Source organism: Micromonospora sp. CNB394 (assembly GCF_000374985.1).
In the GTDB taxonomy this organism is placed as follows: Bacteria; Actinomycetota; Actinomycetes; order Mycobacteriales; family Micromonosporaceae; genus Micromonospora; species Micromonospora marina.
In genome coordinates this window covers 354,743-373,610 of sequence record NZ_KB895825.1, presented here as the reverse complement: position 1 = coordinate 373,610, position 18,868 = coordinate 354,743, and the positions used below count along the sequence as shown (strand labels likewise).

19 protein-coding genes are annotated in these 18,868 nt (G+C 76.2%); 13 read left to right on the top strand and 6 right to left on the bottom strand.

Going from position 1 to position 18,868, the window contains the following annotated elements:
- Window positions 1-87: 87 nt before the first annotated feature.
- Window positions 88-3,027, bottom strand: a complete 2,940-nt coding sequence (locus C569_RS0101555; protein WP_018784065.1) for a helix-turn-helix transcriptional regulator — start codon at window positions 3,025-3,027, stop codon at window positions 88-90.
- A gap of 189 nt (window positions 3,028-3,216) precedes the next feature.
- Between C569_RS0101555 and C569_RS0101550 the strand changes: the two genes are divergently transcribed.
- Complete coding sequence (locus C569_RS0101550; RefSeq protein ID WP_026267576.1) at window positions 3,217-5,229, top strand: adenylate/guanylate cyclase domain-containing protein; 2,013 nt, start codon at window positions 3,217-3,219, stop codon at window positions 5,227-5,229.
- An 84-nt stretch (window positions 5,230-5,313) separates the two neighbouring features.
- Here the strand turns inward: C569_RS0101550 and paaI are convergent, their stop codons facing one another.
- On the bottom strand, window positions 5,314-5,721 hold the full coding sequence (paaI, locus tag C569_RS0101545) for a hydroxyphenylacetyl-CoA thioesterase PaaI (protein ID WP_018784063.1): 408 nt from the start codon (window positions 5,719-5,721) through the stop codon (window positions 5,314-5,316).
- 1 nt (window position 5,722) lies between these two features.
- On the bottom strand, window positions 5,723-5,929 hold the full coding sequence (locus C569_RS32945) for a hypothetical protein (RefSeq protein ID WP_018784062.1): 207 nt from the start codon (window positions 5,927-5,929) through the stop codon (window positions 5,723-5,725).
- 225 nt (window positions 5,930-6,154) lie between these two features.
- Between C569_RS32945 and C569_RS0101535 the strand changes: the two genes are divergently transcribed.
- Together C569_RS0101535 and C569_RS0101530 are read left to right on the top strand one after the other, a co-directional pair.
- Window positions 6,155-6,625, top strand: a complete 471-nt coding sequence (locus C569_RS0101535; RefSeq protein WP_026267575.1) for a CrcB family protein — start codon at window positions 6,155-6,157, stop codon at window positions 6,623-6,625.
- Window positions 6,622-6,984: a CrcB family protein gene (locus tag C569_RS0101530; RefSeq protein WP_018784060.1), complete on the top strand. Its 363-nt coding sequence runs from the start codon at window positions 6,622-6,624 to the stop codon at window positions 6,982-6,984. Before C569_RS0101535 ends, C569_RS0101530 begins: the two co-directional genes overlap by 4 nt.
- Before the next feature lie 17 nt (window positions 6,985-7,001).
- Here C569_RS0101530 and C569_RS0101525 read toward each other — a convergent pair whose 3' ends face one another.
- Window positions 7,002-7,334, bottom strand: a complete 333-nt coding sequence (locus C569_RS0101525) for a hypothetical protein (protein WP_013476546.1) — start codon at window positions 7,332-7,334, stop codon at window positions 7,002-7,004.
- A gap of 87 nt (window positions 7,335-7,421) precedes the next feature.
- Entirely contained in the window at window positions 7,422-8,672 is a 1,251-nt protein-coding gene (locus tag C569_RS29625) for an MFS transporter (protein WP_018784059.1), read from the bottom strand.
- Window positions 8,673-8,790: 118 nt separating this feature from the next.
- Between C569_RS29625 and C569_RS0101515 the strand changes: the two genes are divergently transcribed.
- Both C569_RS0101515 and C569_RS0101510 read left to right on the top strand, forming a co-directional pair.
- Window positions 8,791-9,780, top strand: a complete 990-nt coding sequence (locus C569_RS0101515; RefSeq protein ID WP_018784058.1) for a LacI family DNA-binding transcriptional regulator — start codon at window positions 8,791-8,793, stop codon at window positions 9,778-9,780.
- A 149-nt stretch (window positions 9,781-9,929) separates the two neighbouring features.
- On the top strand, window positions 9,930-10,403 hold the full coding sequence (locus C569_RS0101510) for a nitroreductase/quinone reductase family protein (protein WP_026267574.1): 474 nt from the start codon (window positions 9,930-9,932) through the stop codon (window positions 10,401-10,403).
- Between the two features lie 9 nt (window positions 10,404-10,412).
- Here C569_RS0101510 and C569_RS0101505 read toward each other — a convergent pair whose 3' ends face one another.
- On the bottom strand, window positions 10,413-11,036 hold the full coding sequence (locus C569_RS0101505) for a TetR/AcrR family transcriptional regulator (RefSeq protein ID WP_026267573.1): 624 nt from the start codon (window positions 11,034-11,036) through the stop codon (window positions 10,413-10,415).
- Window positions 11,037-11,104: 68 nt separating this feature from the next.
- On the opposite strand from C569_RS0101505, the gene C569_RS0101500 reads away from it, so the two are divergent.
- The 8 genes from C569_RS0101500 to C569_RS34830 all read left to right on the top strand — a co-directional run bounded on the left by C569_RS0101500 (window position 11,105) and on the right by C569_RS34830 (window position 18,842).
- The gene (locus tag C569_RS0101500; RefSeq protein ID WP_018784055.1) at window positions 11,105-12,319 is read left to right on the top strand and encodes an FAD-dependent oxidoreductase; all 1,215 of its coding nucleotides are present in this window, start codon (window positions 11,105-11,107) and stop codon (window positions 12,317-12,319) included.
- A 66-nt stretch (window positions 12,320-12,385) separates the two neighbouring features.
- Complete coding sequence (locus C569_RS0101495) at window positions 12,386-13,228, top strand: DUF3153 domain-containing protein (protein ID WP_231394686.1); 843 nt, start codon at window positions 12,386-12,388, stop codon at window positions 13,226-13,228.
- Window positions 13,229-13,363: 135 nt separating this feature from the next.
- A complete protein-coding gene (locus tag C569_RS0101490; protein ID WP_018784053.1) occupies window positions 13,364-13,708 on the top strand; it encodes a hypothetical protein in 345 nt (114 codons plus the stop codon).
- 11 nt (window positions 13,709-13,719) lie between these two features.
- On the top strand, window positions 13,720-14,328 hold the full coding sequence (locus C569_RS0101485; protein WP_018784052.1) for a hypothetical protein: 609 nt from the start codon (window positions 13,720-13,722) through the stop codon (window positions 14,326-14,328).
- Window positions 14,325-15,005: a carboxypeptidase-like regulatory domain-containing protein gene (locus C569_RS0101480; protein ID WP_018784051.1), complete on the top strand. Its 681-nt coding sequence runs from the start codon at window positions 14,325-14,327 to the stop codon at window positions 15,003-15,005. Before C569_RS0101485 ends, C569_RS0101480 begins: the two co-directional genes overlap by 4 nt.
- A gap of 17 nt (window positions 15,006-15,022) precedes the next feature.
- Window positions 15,023-16,255: a phage tail sheath subtilisin-like domain-containing protein gene (locus C569_RS0101475; RefSeq protein ID WP_018784050.1), complete on the top strand. Its 1,233-nt coding sequence runs from the start codon at window positions 15,023-15,025 to the stop codon at window positions 16,253-16,255.
- Between the two features lies 1 nt (window position 16,256).
- On the top strand, window positions 16,257-16,739 hold the full coding sequence (locus C569_RS0101470) for a phage tail protein (RefSeq protein ID WP_018784049.1): 483 nt from the start codon (window positions 16,257-16,259) through the stop codon (window positions 16,737-16,739).
- Between the two features lie 1,344 nt (window positions 16,740-18,083).
- On the top strand, window positions 18,084-18,842 hold the full coding sequence (locus C569_RS34830; RefSeq protein ID WP_018784047.1) for a hypothetical protein: 759 nt from the start codon (window positions 18,084-18,086) through the stop codon (window positions 18,840-18,842).
- Window positions 18,843-18,868 lie beyond the last annotated feature (26 nt).

Below are 18,868 nucleotides of genomic sequence, written 5' to 3'. Positions count from 1 at the left end.
CGACGCCACCACCGGCGTTCCGCGGGACAGCCTGCCAGCCGCCGTCCACATCGCGGATCCGTCGAACGACGTATTGCCGGCGTACGTCTACTCCGCGCCGTTGCGCAGGAAGATGGCGCTGGCCTGCACCCGCGTGCGGACCTGGAGCTTGTCGAAGATGTGCGAGACGTGGACGCCGATGGTCCGCTCGCTGATGAACAGCCGCTGCCCGATCTCCCGGTTGGTCAGCCCCTCGGCGACGGCGGCGAGCACCTCCCGCTCCCGCGCGGTGAGCGTCGCCAGCTCGTCCACCGCCGGCCCGGCGGGCGCCGCCGCCCGCGGCCGGGGCACCGGCGCGGGATCCGGCGCGGCGTCCAGGGCCACCCGGGCCCGCGAGGCGATGGTACGGATCTCCGCGGTCAGCGGCACCGCACCGAGCGACTGGGCCATCGCGTACGCCCGGTGCAGCAGCTTGCCGGCGGTGGCCACCCGGCTGCGGCGGGCCAGCAGCGCCTCGGCCTGCCGCAACCGCGAGTACGCGGCCGGGTAGGGGTGGTTGCGCCGGTCCCACTCGAGCGCGGAGCGCTCCCACAGCGCGGGGTCGCCCCGGCCGTCGTCGAGCCGGCTCAGCTCGGCGTCGCAGAGCGCCAGGAACCCCTCGGCGACGTAGCGCACCGGTGCGCCCGCCTTGGCGCTCTTGCCGGCCACCCGGTCGACCACCTCGCGCAGCCGGCGTACCGCGTTCGGGTCCACCTCGATCGTCCGGCCGGCCGCCGCCTCGGCCTCCGCCCGCAGTCCGTGCCAGGCCAGCGTGGCCAGCACGATCACGTCGTCGGAGCGGCTCTCGGTCAGGCCCCGCTGCACCGCCTGCCGGGCCAGGTCGTGCCGGCCCTGCCACATGGCCAGGCCGGCGCGCAGGATGAGCATCGGCAGCACGTGCCGGGCGCCGCCGCCGGCCAGCACCGTCGCGACCGCCTCCAGGTCGCGGTCGGACGCCTCGACGTCCCCGTACCCGACCGAGAGCCGGCACCGGGCCAGCAGCAGCTCGACCGCGTCGGCCCCGGACGGGCGGTGCCGCAGCGCCGCCGCGACGACCTTCTCCGCCTCGGCCCACTGCCCGACCCGGAACAGCCCGTTCGTCGCCACCGCCAGCAAACGGGTCTCCCAGGTGCGGCCGAGCCCCAGCTCGGCGACCCGGTCGGCGCCCCGGCGGGCCACCACCACCCCCTCTTCGAGGATGTTCAGCGGACCGGTGAGCAGCTCGGCCAGGTGCAGGTAGGCGCAGGCCACGTCCTCCGGCCGGCCGGACCGCTCGGCGGTGTCCAGCGCCCGGCGCATCACCGCCAGCCCGGCGGCCGGATCCTCCAGGAACGCCTCGCTGAACCCGAGCGCGGCGCTGGCCGTCACCACCTCGGAGGTGGTACCCGGAACGTCGGCGGCGAGCGCGAGGGCCTCCCGGGCCTGGTCGCCGGCCTCGGCGTAGCGGCCCAGGTGCAGCAGCAGCTCGGCCAGCCGGGCTGCGGCCGTGCACCGCTCCCGCGGTGTGCAGTCGGGCGCGTCCAGCACCCCCCGGTACTCCTGCTCGGCGGGGGCCGACCGACCGGCCGCGGCCAGGTAGCGGGCCCGGCGGATGCGCAGCGCGCAGACCGGCGGGCCGGACGGGTCGTCGGTCAGCTCCTCCAGCAGGGTCAGGGCGCGCGCGTGCTCCCCGCTGTGGTGCGCGGCCTCGGCGGCGTGGCTGAGCAGCTCGGCCCGGTCCACCTCGACCGGCTCGGGGCGCGCCCCGTCGGGCAGGACGGCGGCCGGCTCGGTGGCCAGGGTCAGCGCGGCGGACCAGTGGCGGTGCGCCTCGGCGTACCCGTGCAGCCGCTCCGCCTCGCGGGCGGCGGCCATCGCGGCGGGCAGCGCCCGGCCCGGCTCGCCGGCGTGCCGCCAGTGGTGGGCCAGCCGGGCCTGGTGCAGCTCGGCCGGTACGGCGGTGAGCGCCTCGGCGTAGCGGCGGTGCAGCGCGGCCCGCTCGGCGGGCAGCAGTTCGTGGGCCAGCACCTCGGCGGCCAGCCGGTGCCGCAGCCGGTAGCCGTCGTCGGCGCCGACCAGCAGGCGGTGCGCGACCGCCTCGCGGACCGCGTCGAGCAGTTCCTCCTCGGGCAGCCGCACCACCTGGGCCAGCAGCCAGTGCTCGACCGGCTCGACGCCGACCGCCACCGCGTGCACCACCGCGTGCGCCGGCTGCGGCAGCGCGTCGACCCGGTCGAGGAACACCTCGCGCAGCGTGTCGGAAAGTCCGTCGCGGCCGTCACGCCGGTCGCGGGCCAGTTCCTCCACCACGAACGGGTTGCCGCCGCTGCGCTGCCAGAGCTGGTCGGCGGCCTCCGGGGGCAGCGGCGCGCCGACCACGGCGGCGGCCAGCTCGTCGGTGGCGGACCGGTCCAGCGGCAGCAGGTCGATCACCCGCACCGAGCGCAGCCGGCGCAGCTCGGTGAGCACCCGGCGCAGCGGGTGCGCGCCGCGCAGCGACTCGGCCCGGATCGCGGCCAGCACGGAGAGCTGGAGGTCGCCGAGCCCGGCCAGCAGGTAGAGCAGGAGTTGCCGGGTGCTGCGGTCGACCCACTGCAGATCGTCGAGGACGAGCACCAGCGGCCGTCCACCGGCCACCACGTGCAGGCCCTGGGCGACGCGTTCCAGCAGCGCGCCGGCGCCGTCCGGGCCGGGGGTCTCCTCGTCGAAGACCTGCAGCACCCCGCGGATCGCCGACGTGGTGCGCGCCTGCGCCTGCTCGGCGTCGAGCCGGCGCAGCGCCTGCCGTACCGGGTGCAGCGGCGAGGCGTCTCCGATGTCGAGGCAGGCGCCGGTGAGCACCAGCGCGCCGGTCTGCCGCAGCTGCTCGCCGACCTCGGTCAGCAGGCGGGTCTTGCCCACCCCGCTCTCTCCGGTGAGGAACACCGCGCCGGTCTGCCCGGGCCGCAGGTCGTCGTAGAGCGCCGACCGCAGCGTCGCCATGGTCCCGGTACGGCCGACGAGAGGTGCCGTGTCCACGTCGCTGGCCATGGGACGCAGCCTAGTCACAGGTCCCCGCACCGTTCTACGGCCTCGGGGCCGGACTCGTACCTCTCGCGTCGACTACACGACTAATGGTTGCGGGTGCCCGACATACGTCGTCCTACAGATCCGCCGAGAACCCGGTGGTGAAAGTCTGCTGAGGTCATCGGGCACCACGATCGCGAAAGGGTGGGTGCGATGTTGATCACCACGCCCGCAGGGAGTCGGGAAGCCGTCGTCGCGGCGTGCCGGCCGGTGCCCGAGGAACGACGTACCGCGACCGTCCTCTTCGTCGACATCGTCGGCTCGACGCGACTGGTCGAGCGGCTCGACCCGGAGGACGTACGGGCGTTGCAGCGCGCCTACTTCGGCACCGTCGCCTCGGTGCTGCGCCGCTGGCGGGGCGTGGTGGAGAAGTACGTCGGCGACGCGGTGATGGCGCTGTTCGGCGCGTCCGGTTCGGACGGTTTCGACGCGTACCGGGCGGTGCGGGCCGGGCTGGACATCCAGGCCGCGCTCCAGCGGCGGCGACCGGCCGGCGTCCGGCTGCGTGTGCGGGTCGGTGTGGCGACCGGCGAGGTACTGCTGGACCTGACCGGGTTCCGCGACGGCGGCCACGGCGCGGCCAGCGGCGCGGTGATCACCACGGCGGCCCGCCTCCAGGAGCACGCGCCGCCCGGCGGGGTCGTGGTCTGCCCGGTGACCCGCGCGGCGGTGGCGGGACTGGTCGAGCAACGTCCACTCGCCACCCTGGCGCTCGCCGGCAAGGCGCTTCCGCTGGACGTGTGGCGGGTGACCGGGGTGGCCGGGAGCGGGCCGGCCCGGCACGGCGTCCCGCTCGTCGGCCGCGGCCGGGAGCTGGCGAGCGCGGCCGACGAGGTAGCCCGGGCGCTGCGCGAGCGCCGTCCCCGGTGGATCTCGCTGGTCGGACCGCCGGGCAGCGGCCGTAGCCGGCTGCTGCACGAGGTGACCCGCGCCGTGCCGCACGTGGACGGGGTGCCGGTGCGCCGGCGGGTGACGGCCTGCCCGCCGTACCCGTGCGGGGAACTGGCGCCGCTGGCCGACCTGGTCCGGCCACGGCCCGACGGCACTGTCGCGGACGGTCCGGGCGGCGGCGTGCTCGCCGCGTTCCTCGCCGCGCCGGACGACGACACGGTGGCGGCCCGCGCCGTGGGCGCCTGCCGTGAGGCGCTGCTCGGCCTGGCCGCCGGCGCGCCGGTGGTGGTGGCCGTGGACGACCTGGACCGGGCGGCCCCGGCGCTGCGCCGGTTCCTGCACCAGCTCCACGTGGCGGCGGGTGAGCGAGGGCTGCCGCTGGCGGTGGTCACCACGTGCGGCTCCGGCTCGGCCGACCCGCTGCCCACCCCGGCGCGGCGGATCCCGGTGGAGCCGCTGGGACCGCCGGACACCGGGCGGCTGCTGCGGCACCTGCTCGACCGGGCCGGGCGGCCGGCCGCGCTCGCCGCGCGCCTGGTCGGGCTGGTCGGTGGCAGTCCGGCGCTCGCGGCCGCGTACGCGTCGGCGGACCCGGCCGGCGAGCCGGGCGGAGTGCCGGCCGCCGCGCGCCGTCTGGTGGACGCCCGGCTGGACCGGCTCGACGGTACGCACCGGGCGGTGCTGCTGGCCGGTGCCGCCGGCAGCGGCCCGGTCGTGGCCGCCTCGGTCGAGGCGATGCTCGGCTGGCCCGCCGGCCGGGCCGGGCCGGCGTTGCGGGCGCTGGCCTCGGCGGGGCTGCTGCGCCCGGTCGCGGCGGGCGGCTGGGCGATCGACGTGCTGGTGGCGCGGGTGGCCGCGCTGCGGTTGTCCCGTGCGGTACGGGCGGACTTCGCCCGCCGCCTGCGCGCCGCGAAGGACACCGCTGCCGGCCGTGCGCCGGGAGCGGGAACCGGTGTCCCGTCCCGGGACGCCGGCGGGCGGGAGGTCTGCCCGCTCGGGGCGGGGCGGTCGCGCCGGTCGGGTGGAGGGGCCCGACCGGCGCCCGACCCGCCGGACCGGCTCGATCGTCGCGGCCCGCTCCGTCGGGTGTCCGGGGATCCGGTCCTCGCACCGCCCGGACGGGCCGGTGCGCTCCGGGCGGTGCCCGGGCCGGCGGGGCAGCCGGCGCGCGCCGGACCGGCGACGGCCGGCGCTCCCGCGCAGCCCGTTCCGCTCCGGCGGGTGGGCCGGCGAAGAACCGGGCCCGGCGGGCACGCGCTCGGGCCGGCCGCATGACGTCCGGGCCGGAGCGGGCACGGGGCCGCTCCGGCCCGGACGTCACCGGCCTGCGGGCCCGCGAACACGGGCCGGGCGGGCGGGTCAGTCGCGGGCGATGGTGCGGCTGCGGCCCCGGAACTCGGCCACCACCTCGTCGCCACGCCGCACCGTCACGTCGTAGATGCCGCTGCGGCCGTACCGGACCCGCTCGGTGGCGTACGCCTCCAGCAGGTCGCCCTCGCGTACCGGACGCAGGAAGCTGATCTCGCCGCCGGCCGCCACCGTGGCCGGGCCGTGGCTGTTGCAAGCCAGCGCGAACGCGGTGTCGGCGAGCAGGAACACGAAGCCGCCGTGCCCGATCGCGTGCCCGTTGAGCATCGCCGGAGTGACCCGCATCCGGGCCACCGCCGCACCGGCGCCGGCCGAGACGAGTTCGATGCCGAGCCCTTTCGACGCCACGTCGGCGTCGAACATGTCGTGCGCCGCGGTACGGCCGCCGTCGCCCGCCATCTCAGGACTCCCGCCGCCGGTCGACGATGCGGCGCGTCTTGCCCATCGAGCGTTCCACCCCGTCCGGCTCGATCACCCGTACCGCCACCGACACCCCGACGGTGTTCTTGACCTGCTCGACCAGCGTGGCGCCGGCCCGCTCGGCCTCGTCGACGCCGATCCGTTCGACGGGATCCAGCTCGTCCGGACGGGGCGTGCGGTCCTGCACGGGGCACCTCCTGGCACGGGAGTGGCCCGGCACCGCCGCGCCGGGCGCTGCCGCCCACCGTACGCCCGCCACCCCTCCCCCGCTCTCTCCCCCGCGATCTTGCACTTCCCGCCCCTCAGGCGCCCCGAATGTCCGGTCCGCCGGGGCAGAACCTGCAAGATCGCGGAGACCGGAGAGCCGGGCGCGAGGGCGGGGTTATGCTCGCGGGTGCTGGTGGGAGGTGTGGTGTCCGATCCCCGCGTCGACCCCGACGTCGACCTGCGCGTACCGGCGGACCGGGCGGAACTGTCCGCGCACCCGGCGGCGGTACTCGGCGTGATCGCCGCCGGTGGTGTGTTCGGGGCGCTCGCGCGGGCGGGCGCCCAGTCGGCGGTGCCGCACCAGGCCGATGGCTTCCCCTGGGCCACGTTCGCCGTCAACGTCACCGGGTGCCTGCTCATCGGCGTGCTGACGGCGGCGCTCGCCGCCCGTCCGGCCCACCCGCTGACCCGGCCGTTCCTCGGCGTCGGCGTGCTCGGCGGGTTCACCACGTTCTCCGCGTACGCGGTCGACGCGCAGCGGCTGCTGGCCGACGGCGCGGCCGTCACGGCGGGCGGCTACCTGACCGCGACGGTGCTCGCCGCGCTGGCGGCGGTCGCGGCCGGGGACGCGGTGACCGCGCGAGCGCTGGCCGCCCGGGACGGGAGGCGGCGGTGACCGTCCTGCTCATCGCGCTCGGCGCCGCGATCGGCGCCCCGCTGCGCTACCTGACCGACCGGGCGGTGCAGTCCCGGCACGCCGCGCCGTTCCCGTGGGGCACGCTGACCGTCAACGTGGCCGGGTCGCTGCTGCTCGGCGGCCTGCTCGCGGCGCCCGTCGGCCCGCGCGTGACCGCGCTTGTCGGCACCGGCTTCTGCGGCGCGCTTACCACCTGGTCCACGCTCGGTTACGAGACGCTGCGCCTGGCCCGCACCGGCGAGCGCCGCGTCGCGTACGCGAACATGGCGCTCAGTGTGGTCGCCGGGCTCGGCGCGGCGTTCCTCGGCTACGTCCTCGTCACCGCGCTGGCCGGCTGACCGCGCCAGTCGGCCGGTCAGCGGGCCCGGCGCTCCGGGTGGGCCCGGTTCCACGCCCGCATCCGCTCCGGGTAGCCGGTGCGGGCCGCCTCGTACAGCGGCACCGCGTGTTTCTGGGCGATCCGGCCGGCGACCCGGGGCGAGCCGGTACGGCGGCGGATCCACTCGCCGTCGTCCGCGATGGCGACGACTGTGGTGTCGGTGGCGGTGGTCTCCGGTTCCAGGTAGAACTCGACCCCGCGCCGGCTGGTGACGAACGCCTCCAGCTGCGCCAGGTCCTCCTTGTTCGCCTCGCGGTCGAGCTTCGTGGGCGTCGTCGGGTCGGCGGCCCGGCGGCTGAACCAGCCCATGCCCGCCTCCTCTCCTCGCGTTCGTTCCAGTGCAGCACGCCCGCCTGGCAGGCGGCTGGGAGCGCGGTGGGAGTCGGCTGGACCGGCTCAACCGACCTTCGCCGCCGGGGTGCCGGCCGGCGCGGCGGGGCGCTCCCGCAGGACCGGCACCAGCGCGAGCGTGGGCAACAGGAGCAGCGGCACCACGCCGAGCGCGGACAGCACCCCGAAGTGGTCGCCGAGGAAGCCGAGCAGCGGCGGGCCGGCGAGGAAGGCGGTGTAGCCGATCACGGCGACCACACTCACCCGGGCCGGGGCCTTGTCCTCGTCGTCGGCGGCGGCGCTCATCCCGACCGGGAAGCCGAGCGAGGCGCCGAGTCCCCACAGCGCGACGCCGGCCACGGCGAGGGGGCCGGAGCCGGCCAGCACGGCGAGCGCGGCACCGGCGGACGCCATCGCGATTGTCGCGAACAGCACCGGCACCCGCCCCCACCTGTCGATGGCGACCGTGCCGACGGTGCGGCCGAGCGTCATGCCCACCACGAACACGCCGAACACGGCGGCGCCGACGGACTCGTCGACCCCGTACCCGTCCACGAAGGCGACCGCGAGCCAGTCGTTGGCGCTGCCCTCGGTGAACGCCATGACCAGCACGAGCAGCCCGATCAGCAGGGTGCGGGGCTCGCGCCAGGCGGCGAGCAGCGCCCGCCGCCGGGCCGCCGGCTCCCCGTCGCCGGCCGGGTCGGCCGGTGCGGCGAGGAACGCCCGGGCGCCGAGCAGTGTGCCGGCCAGAACGAGCACGGACAGGACCGGCAGGTGCACCCCGACGGGTACGCCGAACCGCGCGGCCGCCGCGCCCAGCCCGGCCCCGGCCACCGAGCCGAGGCTCCAGGCGGCGTGGAACCGGGGCAGGATGGTGTAGCCGAGGCGCTTCTCCACCGTCGCGCCCTCGACGTTCATCGCCACGTCGCACATGCCGGAGCCGAAGCCGAACGCGGCGAGCCCGAACCCGACTCCGACGACCGATCCGGCCAGGCCGGCGGCGAGCCCGGCGCCGGTGAGGCCGAGCATGACGAGCACCACCGACACGGCCACCGTGCGCGCGGGCCCGAGCCGCTGGGTGACCAGGCCGGCGGTCGGCATGGCCAGCAGCGCACCGGCCGAGACGCAGAGCAGCAGGAGCCCGAGCCGGCTCGGGCTGAGGTCGAGCGCCTCCCGGGCCGCCGGGACGCGGGAGAACCAGCTCGCCACCGCGAGCCCGTTGAGGGCGAAGACCACGGCGACGCCGTTGCGGGCGGTCAGCACCGCCTCTGGCGCCGGTGGCCGCTTTCCGGCCGGCGCGTCGATGGTGCTGCTCACGGTGCGTCAGTTCCTTCCCCCGTATGGATCCCGACGACAATCGCACACCTGAGAGCGCTACCACCACAAGCGCCGTTATGGCTTAGCCCGTTCGCGCCGCAGCAGGCATGATGCGGGCATGGGTTCGCCGACCGCACGTCCCGCCACGCTCGACGACGTGGCCCGCGACGCCGGGGTGTCCCGGGCCACCGCCTCCCGGGTGCTCGGCGGCTACGGGTTCACCTCGGCGGACGCCCGCACCCGGGTACGCGCCGCCGCCGAACGGCTCGACTACGTGCCGGATCTCGCGGCCCGGGCGCTGGTGCGCGGCGGCGGGGTACGCCTGGTGGTGGCGGTGGGGGGCCGCGACGACACGGTGCTGGACGACCCGTACGTGCACCGGGTGGTGAGCACGGCGTCGCGGGTGTGCGCGCCGCACGGCGTCGGCGTGGCCCTGGAGTGGCTGCCGCTGGCCGACCCGTCGGGGCTGACCCGGCTCGGCACCGACCGGGGCGTCTGCGGGGCGATCCTGGTCAACACCACCCAGGCGGCGCTGGACGCGGTGCCGCCGAGGTTGCGCGGCCGGGTCGCCTCGATCGGTCAGGGCTCGGCGACGGTGCCGTCGTTCGACGTCGACAACGCCGGCGGTGCGGGTGAGGTGCTGCGCCACCTGTACGCCACCGGCCGGCGCCGCATCGTCATGGTCACCGGGCCGCGCTGGCTGAGCTGCGCCGAGCGTTCGGTCACCGCGTACCGGGAGCTGATGCGGGAGACCGGGTCGCCGGAGCGGCTGGTGACCGGCGACTTCACCGCGGCGCGGGGCGGCCGGGCGGCGCTGGCGGCGCTGCGCCGGTGGCCGGACGCCGACGCGGTGTACGCGGCCAGCGACGCCACCGCGTTCGGTGTGATCGCCGCGCTGGGCGGGCGCGGTGTGCGGGTGCCGCACGACGTGGCGGTGGCCGGGTTCGACGACCTGCCGTACGCGGCGATCAGCAGCCCGCCGCTGACCACCGCGACCCACCCGGTCGACCGGATCGCCGCCGCTGCGGCCACGGCCGTGCTGACGCGCGCGCCGGTCGCCCCGAGCACCGCCTTCCCGTCGACGCTCGTCACCCGGGAGAGCGCCTGAGCGCAGCCACCCGCGGCCCGGCCGGTGGCCCCGTCCGGCGGTGGTTCACGCTGCCGGGACGTGTTCGGGCCGGTCGGCCCTGGCCGCCGCCGTGCGCCCGCCCGTCAATGGACACGGGACGTCGGCGCACACAGGAGAAGGTGGGTTCGATGGGCGGAGTCATGAGGTGGATGTACCGGGGTGGCCGGCCGAACCGGCTGGCCCGGACGATGAACGCGCTGTCGGCCTGGCAGTACGGTGCCGGCCTCGCCCCGCGACACTGGGTGACCATGGAGGTGCCGGGCCGCCGTACCGGCCGGACCGTCTCGGTGCCGATCGTGGTGGCCGACCACGACGGCGAGCGGTACGTGGTGTCGATGCTGGGCGAGCGGGTCAACTGGGTGGCGAACGTGCGCGCCGCGGGCGGACGGGTGGTGCTGCGCCGTCGCGGCCGCGAGCCGGTGCGGCTGGTCGAGGTGCCGGTGGCGCGGCGCCCCCCGATCCTGCGCCGGCACCTCGCGCTCGCCCCCGGCGCCCGGGCGCACGTGCCGGTGGACCGGCACGCCCCGCTCGCCGACTTCGCCCGGGTCGCCGCCGGCATTCCGGTGTTCCGGATCGTCGCGGAGGGATCCTCGGCGCGGTGAGGGCCGGTCTCAGGCTCCGGTGAACGCGCGCAGCAGGGTGCGGACGGCCGCCCGGAGGTCGTCCCGGCTCGCCGGCGTGCCGGGCGGTGGCGCGCTGAGCGCGCCCGCGCCGACCAGGCGGTCGAAGAGCAGTCCGTCGACGAACCCCACGAACTGGTCGCCCTGCCGGTGCGGGTCCGCGGCGCCCGCCCGGGACAGCAGTTCGCGGGCCTGCACGCGGAGGACGCTGCCGTGGTGCAGGATCGGGCGCAGTTCCGGCCGGTGGGTCGCCTCCAGCAGGCAGGCGTAGCGGGCCAGGGTCCGGTCGCGTCCTGCGGTCAGCCACCGGTCGAGCACGTCGGCCACCCCGGCGGCGAGGTGGTCGAGCCCGTCCGGCCCGAGCGCCGGCGCGGGCCCGGTCGGGGCGGTGGGCAGGTCGTGGTCGGCGAGGTCCGCCCGGTCGAGGTCGGCCAGGCGCTGCACCACCGCCTCGATCAGCGCCTGCCGGGTACGCAGATACGCCGAGGTGGTGCCGGGCGGCACCCCGGCGGCGGCGTCGACCGCCCGATGGGTCAGCGCGCGCATGCCGCCGGCGGCGAGCAGGCGCACCGCCGCGTCGGCGAGCAGGGCCACCCGGGCCGTTCGTGCGCTCACGTCACTCTCCTCAACCACGCCGTACCGGCGTAGTATCGCTTTTCTACAGCTGTAGAAGGAGGTGCGGGGTGGGCGAACCACACGCGGCGGTGGTCGGCGCCGGCATCGGTGGGCTGGCCGCGGCCGTCGCGCTGCACCGGCGCGGATGGCGCGTCACAGTGCTGGAGCGCGCCGAACGGCCGCGCGAACTCGGCACCGGTTTGACGCTGATGGCCAACGCGCTGCGCGGGCTCGACGCGCTCGGCCTCGGTGACGCCGTCCGGCGCGACGGCCGCCCCGACACGCCCGGCGGACTCCGCACCCGGGCCGGCCGGTGGCTGTCCCGGATCGAGGGCGCCGACCTGGAGGCCGCCCTGGGCACCGCGGCGCTCGGCATCCACCGGACCGCCCTGCACCGCCTGCTACGCGACGCGCTGCCGTCCGGGGCACTCCGCACCGGCGTCGAGACGGTCGGCATCGACGCCACCACGCCGTCGGTGACCTGCCGGACGGACGGCACCACCGACGTCCTCGCGGCGGACCTGGTCGTCGGCGCGGACGGGCTGAACAGCACGGTGCGCCGCCGGTTGTGGCCGGAAGCGCCGCCACCGGCGTACTCCGGCTCGACGGCCTGGCGGGCGGCGATCACCTGGCCCGCACCGGTGGCGACGGCGGTCACCTGGGGGCCCGGCCGCGAGTTCGGCACCGTTCCACTCGGCGACGGCCGGCTCTACTGGTACGCGGCCGACGTCGCGCCGCCGGGCGGGCGCGAGCCGGACGAACTGGCCGCCGTGCGGGAGCGCTTCGGCGACTGGCACGAGCCGATCCCGGCGTTGCTGGCGGCCACGCCGCCCGACGCGGTGCTCCGGACCGACCTGCTGCACCTGGACACCCCGCTGCCGACCTACGTACGGGGACGGGTGGCGCTGCTCGGTGACGCCGCGCACGCGATGACGCCGCACCTGGGTCAGGGCGCGGGTCAGGCGATCGAGGACGCCGTGGTGCTGGGCGCCGTCTGCGCGAACGGCACGGCTGACCTGGCCGGCGCGCTGGCCGCGTACGACCGGCAGCGGCGGCCGCGCAGTCAGGCCGTCGCCCGCGCGGCCCTGCGCACCGCCCGGTACGGCCAGCAACTGCGCCACCCGGTGGCGGTGGCTCTGCGCGACACGACGATCCGGCTGATCCCGTCGAGGACGGCGCTGCGCGGCATGGCCCGGTACACCGACCGGCAGCCGCCGCACCGAAACCCGTCAAAATATCGCTCGCCTTGTCGAGGTCGTCCGAACGGGAAAGGGAGCCGGTAAGATCGGCGACAGAACGGCGACCGATCACGGACTGCACGGCGGCCGGCACCGGCTCACACTGAGCGCATGAACACGAGACTCCGCCGCAGCCGGGCACTCGGCCTCGCGGTGTGTCTCGCCCTCGTGGCGATAATGAGCGGCTGCATGCAGCTCAACCTCGGGCTGACCGTGAACGACGACGACACCGTCTCCGGTCAGCTCCTGCTCACCGCGCCGAAATCCCTGCTCAAGCAGCGGAACCCGGACCCGGCGGTGGCGTTCGCCGAACTGCGGCCGAACATTCCCTCACTTCCGCCCGGAGCGGAGACCGGGTACGAGGACGCCACCTCGTACGGCATTCAGATCACGTACCGGAAAACGCCGCTGGCGCAATTCACGAGCGAAAGCGTGAATCTTGTCCGCGACGACGACCTCTATCGCTTCTCGCTCCCGCTGGACCCGAAGAAGTACGGCGGCAAATTCGGGCAGCAGGATCCGCGCCAGCAGCAGGCCTTCATGACCTTGATGGCGTTCGAGATCTCGGTGACGTTCCCCGGCCGGGTGCTCGACACCAACGGCACGATCACCGGACGCTCGGTCAGCTGGAAGGTGGTCGCCAACCAGCCCAAGCCGGCCGAGTTGCGGGCCGTCGCCCAGGCGCCCCCGCCGCCCGCCACCAGCCCCGCCGCCGTGGTGACCGGGGACGGTTCCTTCCCCTGGCTGCCGGTCGTCGCCGGCGCGGTCGTCCTGCTGCTGGCCGTCGCCGTGGCGGTCGTGCTGCTGATACGGCGGCGCTCCCGCCACGGCGCGGGCGCAGCGGCCACCACCGGCCCGGACACCGCCACCGGCCCGGGTGCGCCCGCCGGACCGGCACCGCCTGCCACCGGGGGCCCGGCCGCACCCGCACCGCCCGCCGGTCCGCCGGCCTGAGACCCACCGACCACCGACGGCGCCCGCGCCGGCGGCCCACCAGCACACCGGGCGGAACCCGGGCAGTGAACCCCGGGCACCGCCGCACCATCCACCCCGACCGCACCACCGCACCGTGGAAAGAGGGGGATCGCCGTGAACGATCTCTTCACCTGGGCCGCCCTGGGCAGCCTCACCGGCGCCAGCGCCGCCACCCTGCTCGCCACCAACGTCATCGGCGGGCTGATCGGCCCGAGCGGCGACAAGGCGCGCAAGTGGATCGCGCTGGGCGTCGCGCTCCTGCTGTCGTACCTGACCGCCGCGTTCGCCACCGACGCCGGCCCGGAGAGGTGGGTCATCGCGTTCTTCAACGGACTGGTGATCTTCTCCGCCGCGCTCGGCGTCAACCAGCTCCCCCCGGGCAACCGGCAGGCGACGCAGGCGTCGCCGACCCAGCTCGCCCAGGGGCACGCGCCCCGCTTCGTCCGCTCCTGGGTCTGAGAGGTGACCCGATGATCTTCGGCATGCTCAGCGCGACCGTCCAGGTCGTCTTCGGCGCCGTACTCGGGCACCTCGCCGCCGGCACCGTCGGCCTGCTGGTCGGCACGGTCGTCGGACTGCTCCTCGGCGCACCGTTCGGCTGGGCGTCCGCCTCGGCCGGCACGTACGGGGCCGATCCGAAGGGGATCTTCCTCTTCGTGGTCGACCACACCTGGAGCCTGCTCAACACGTTCGCCGGGGCGCTGTTCCTGGCGCTGCACCTGGTCTTCGGCCACCAGCTCGACCGGGTCGTCTCGGCCGGCAGCGGCCGGGTCAACGTGGTCGAGGGCGTCTCCCCCCGGTACGCCACCACCATCGGCACCGTGTGCGCCGGGTCCAGCCCCGGCATCCAGCGGCACGAGGACGTGCACGTGTTCCAGGCCCGGCTGCTCGGCCCGTTCTACTTGCCGCTGGTGGCGCTCAACTACGTGCTGTTCACCATCGCCCCGGTGTGGCTGCTCTGGCACGACCACACCAACGCGCCGATCAACCGGTTCGCCCGCTACTTCGAGATCGGCGTCTACCCGCACGTGTGGAACGAGGCCATCGCGTACCGCGTCCAGGGGACGCCACCGCGATGACCGGCGCGATCGAGGCGGCCGTCGCGGACGTCGCGAGCTGGCTGGCCGGGGCCGCGGGTGAACCCGTTCCGGTCGGTCCGCCGCGCGACGACCCCGACGGCGGCCTCACGCTCTGGCCGCTGGAGCTGCGGCCGGCCCGGCAGACCGCCACCGGCGGCGCGACGCGCGAGCCGTACCGGTTCGTGGTCCGCCTGCTGGTCTCCGGCGGCGGGCCGGCGGCGCTGCCCGCGCTGGACCGGGTGCTCGCCGCCGCCACCGCGGCGGGCCGGCCGGAGCTGGTGCTCGCCGCCGGTGACCCGGCGCTGTGGCGGGCGCTCGGCGTGGCGCCCCGGCCCGCGCTGCTGCTCGACGCGCCGGCCCGGGTGCAGCGGCCGGTCCCGGTCGCGCCGCCGGTGCGGCAGCCGCTGCGGCTGCGGCAGCTCGGCATGCGCACGCTCGACGGACGGGTGGTCGGACCGCAGGACCAGCCGCTCGCCGCCGTCCGGGTGGAGCTGGTGGGCGCCGCCCAGGCCACCGAGACCGACGCGGCCGGCCGGTTCCGGCTGGCCGGCGTCCCGCACGACCCCGACGCGCCGGACGCCCCGGTGCGGATCCGGCTCACCGGCGCGGGGCGCGTCCACACCGCCGAGCTCGACCCGCACGGCGACGGCCTGATCGTCGTCCGCGCCCCCGACTGACGTCCCGAGGAGGACCGATGCCCACCTACTTCTCCCCCGGCATCTACGTCGAGGAGGTGCCCGGCGGGGCCCGCCCGATCGGGCCGGTCGGCATGAGCACCGCCGCGTTCGTCGGCGTCGCGCCCGACCGCGGCGCCCACGTCGGCGAGGCGCTGGCGGTGAACAGCTGGACCGAGTTCCTGCGGCTGTACGCCGACGGCGAGCAGCTGGAGAGCACCCCGCTGGCCCGCGCCGTGTTCGGCTTCCTGGACAACGGCGGTACCCGCTGCTGGGTGGTCAACGTCGGCGAGGGCGGCCGGCTCACCGGCACCGGCGGGCGGCGTGCGGGCCTGCAACTGCTGGAGGCCATCGACGAGATCTCCATCCTCGCCGCGCCCGGCTACCACGACCCGGTCTCGCACGAGGCCCTGATCAGCATGGCCGAGCGGCTGCGCACCATGGTGGCGATCTGCGACCCGCCGCCGGAGGTCACCGACGTCTCCCGGCTCACCCGCGTCGCCACGCCCGGCAAGCCCGCGTCGGCCGCGTCGGTCGGCAAGCCCGCCGAGGGTACGCCGGGCGACGGCGAGCCACCCGGCACCGGTGGCGACCGGCCCCGGCAGACGGACTACGCCACCTTCTACTTCCCGTGGATCCGGGTCCGCGACCCGCTCGGCGGCGACCTCGTGTCCACCCCGCCGAGCGGGCACGTCGCCGGTATCTGGGCCCGCACCGACGCGCTGCGCGGCGTGCACAAGGCGCCTGCGAACGAGCCGGTGCGCGGCGCGGTCGACCTCGCGTACCGGGTGACCCGGCCGGAGCACGACGTGCTCAACCCCAAGGGCGTCAACGTGATCCGCTTCTTCGCCGGGGAGGGCATCCGGCTATGGGGCGCGCGGACGCTCGCCGCCGAGGCCAGCGAGTGGCGCTACCTGAACGTGCGGCGGCTGTCCATCTCCATCGAGCAGGCCATCGCCAATGGCACCCGGTGGATGGTGTTCGAGCCGAACGACTTCACGCTGTGGCGCTCGATCCGCCGGGACATCGGGGCGTTCCTCACCCGGGTGTGGCGCGACGGCGCGCTGCTCGGCCGTACGCCCGAGGAGGCGTTCTTCGTCAAGTGCGACGAGGAGACCAACCCGGCCGACGTCCGCGACGCCGGGATGGTGGTGGCCCACATCGGCATCGCGGTGGTCAAGCCCGCCGAGTTCGTGGTGTTCCGGCTGAGCCAGTGGGCCGGCGGCACCGAGACCGAGACGATCGGAGGCTGACATGCCCACCACCGCGACGCCGCAGCCGGGGGCGCCCGTCGACCCGTACCGGGCGTACCACTTCAAGCTGCTGATCAACGGCATCACCAACGGGCACTTCACCGAGGTCAGCGGCTTCGAGGTGACGATACCGGCGCTGTCGTACCGGGAGGCCGGCAACGAGCGCATCCGGGCCGTGCCCGGCCAGGTCGAGTACGCCCCGGTGACCCTCCACTTCGGCCTGACCAGCTCACGCGAGCTGTGGGACTGGGTGAACGCGGCGGCGAAGGGCACCGTCAACCGGCGCAACGTGTCGGTGGTGCTGCTGGACCCGGCCGGCACCGCCGAGGTACTGCGCTGGAACATGATCAACGCTTGGCCGACCCGGTGGCGGGGCGCGCACCTGAACACGCTGTCGCAGGAGATCGCCATCGAGGCGCTGACCCTGGCGTACGAGGGCCTGGAACTGGAGGCCGGCGGTGCCGCCGCCCCGGCGACCGCGTGACCGGCTGGCCCGCGTGCTGCGGGCCACCGCCGACCGCCTGTCCGCGCCGTCCGCACCGTCCGCGCCGTCCGCACCGGAGTCGCCGGCCGAGGTGCCGCGCCCGCCCGGCGAGCCGCCCGAGCACTGGCGGCGTCTGGTGGCGGCGCACGCCCCGGGTCTGCTGCGCGACCTTCCCCCGCCCTCGTCCCCACCCCAGCACCTGTCCTCCGCCGACCGGCCGCCCGTCGCCTCTTCGCGTGCCGGCCGGCCAGCGGGCGGCGACGCGGACCGGCCGGGTGGCGGCGACGCGGACCGGGCTCAGACGCGAAGCGCTCAGGTGGGCCGGCTGTGGCGGACCGGCAAAGCGCTGTTGCTCGGTGACCCCCGATCCCGCAGAGGCCCTCTCACGCCCGATCCGTCGAGATCTTGGTACGAAAGGGCCCCCATGGGGGCCGTGTCGTACCAAGATCTCCGGCAGGTTCCGGAGGACGAGACAGGCGTCTCGGGTGGTGGGAGATCCGCGCCGGAGATGTGTGTCGACTCCGGTCATGGTGCTCCGGGGACGGGGGTCGACGCCGGGCCGGCGGAACGGGGCACGGCACCGTCCGAAACAGGATCGTCGCGGCCGGACGACGACGCGGCGCTTTCCATCGCGCCGGCGTGCCGGTCCCTGCCCGAGTCAGGCGGCCCGACGAGAACGCCGCACCTCACGGAACCGGCGCACGTGTCCGGACCAGCAGGCACAGCCGGCCCGGTGTGCATGGTCGACACAACGGGCACTGCCGCATCGCGCGGCGGTAGACCATCCGGCGGAGCGGAACCACCCGAGCGGCGGTCCGGCCGCTCTCACCTCGCGCCGGCCGACCGCGGCCGGAAGCCGCACCCGGATGACCCGTCCGCGACGGACCTTCCGCCCGGCCGATCGGACGGACGTCCGCTCGTGTTCGCGGCCGCGCCACGGTCGTCGCCGCACGGACCGGCCACGCACACCCCGGGCAGCCCGGTCGGAGCGGCGAACGGTCGCGGCGGGACCGGGGACGGATCCGCCGGCCACTACCCGGTGCGGGCCGCCACCACGCCGTACGGGCACGCCCCCGTGCCCGATGGCGATCTCCGGGCACGACAGGGACAGCGACACGCGCGGCCAGCGCCCGCCGGCCCGTGGCCGGCCCTGCCGGACGACGCCGCCCCGGCCCGCACGGCGATCACGGCCCCGGCCGCCGCAGGCCGAGCGGCCGGGAACCGCGGAGCACACGCGGATCCCTGGCCGGCGCTGCCGGGCGAACCGGCGTGGTGGAACCCGGCGACCCGGGCCACACCGTGGAGTGACACGGCCCGGCTGGACCGGGAACAGGCGGGTGACTGATGGAGCGCGTCGCCTTCCTCGTGGACGAGTCCGGCACCCGGGTCGACTGCCTGCTCAACCCGGAGACGGTGCAGGTGACGCGGCTGGCCGGGGTACGCCCGCGCGGCGGACCGGACGGGCCGCTCACCGGCGCCGGGCTGGCCGACGACCCGCTCGTCTTCACCGGCGGCGGGCGCACCGAGCTGGTCCTCGACCTGCTCTTCGACGTCGACTTCGTGGAGTCCCCGGCCCGGCCCGAGGACGTCCGCGCGCTGACCCGGCCGCTGTGGATGCTGGCCGAGAACTCGGCGGTCGAGCACGGCTGGCTGCGCCCGCCGCTGGTCCGCCTGGTCTGGGGCAAGACCTGGAACGTACCCGGCGTGATCACCGCGATCGCGGAACGCTTCGACGCGTTCACCCTCACCGGCGCACCCCGGCGGTCCTGGCTACGGCTGAAGCTGGTCCGCGTCGCGGAGGGCGCGGAGGCGGCGCGGGCCGGTTTCGAGGAGGAACTGGCCGCGGCGAGCACGCCGAGTGTCGCGCCCGGGTCGGCGGTGGTCGCCGCGGCCGACGGGGCGGCCGAGCCGGGCTGGTCCGGGGTGCGCTTCGACCTGCTCGCCCACGACGCGCTGGGCTCGCCGCTGCGCTGGCGGCTGCTCGCCGAGCACAACCGCGTCACCGATCCGCTCACCGTGCCCGCGGGCACCGCGCTCGCCGTCCCCCCGGCCGGGGCCGCCACCGTCCCACCGGACGCCGCCACCACGGGAGGCACCCCGTGACCCACCACGCCACCAGCCCGGCGCGG

What these genes read in the sequence shown, in the direction of transcription:
- C569_RS0101555 (WP_018784065.1), bottom strand. Translation starts at nt 3,027, where the DNA reads ATGGCCAGCGACGTGGACACGGCACCTCTCGTCGGCCGTACCGGGACC.
- C569_RS0101550 (WP_026267576.1), top strand. Translation starts at nt 3,217, where the DNA reads ATGTTGATCACCACGCCCGCAGGGAGTCGGGAAGCCGTCGTCGCGGCG.
- paaI (WP_018784063.1), bottom strand. Translation starts at nt 5,721, where the DNA reads ATGGCGGGCGACGGCGGCCGTACCGCGGCGCACGACATGTTCGACGCC.
- C569_RS0101525 (WP_013476546.1), bottom strand. Translation starts at nt 7,334, where the DNA reads ATGGGCTGGTTCAGCCGCCGGGCCGCCGACCCGACGACGCCCACGAAG.
- C569_RS0101515 (WP_018784058.1), top strand. Translation starts at nt 8,791, where the DNA reads ATGGGTTCGCCGACCGCACGTCCCGCCACGCTCGACGACGTGGCCCGC.
- C569_RS0101510 (WP_026267574.1), top strand. Translation starts at nt 9,930, where the DNA reads ATGGGCGGAGTCATGAGGTGGATGTACCGGGGTGGCCGGCCGAACCGG.
- C569_RS0101495 (WP_231394686.1), top strand. Translation starts at nt 12,386, where the DNA reads ATGAACACGAGACTCCGCCGCAGCCGGGCACTCGGCCTCGCGGTGTGT.
- C569_RS0101485 (WP_018784052.1), top strand. Translation starts at nt 13,720, where the DNA reads ATGATCTTCGGCATGCTCAGCGCGACCGTCCAGGTCGTCTTCGGCGCC.
- C569_RS0101480 (WP_018784051.1), top strand. Translation starts at nt 14,325, where the DNA reads ATGACCGGCGCGATCGAGGCGGCCGTCGCGGACGTCGCGAGCTGGCTG.
- C569_RS0101475 (WP_018784050.1), top strand. Translation starts at nt 15,023, where the DNA reads ATGCCCACCTACTTCTCCCCCGGCATCTACGTCGAGGAGGTGCCCGGC.
- C569_RS0101470 (WP_018784049.1), top strand. Translation starts at nt 16,257, where the DNA reads ATGCCCACCACCGCGACGCCGCAGCCGGGGGCGCCCGTCGACCCGTAC.
- C569_RS34830 (WP_018784047.1), top strand. Translation starts at nt 18,084, where the DNA reads ATGGAGCGCGTCGCCTTCCTCGTGGACGAGTCCGGCACCCGGGTCGAC.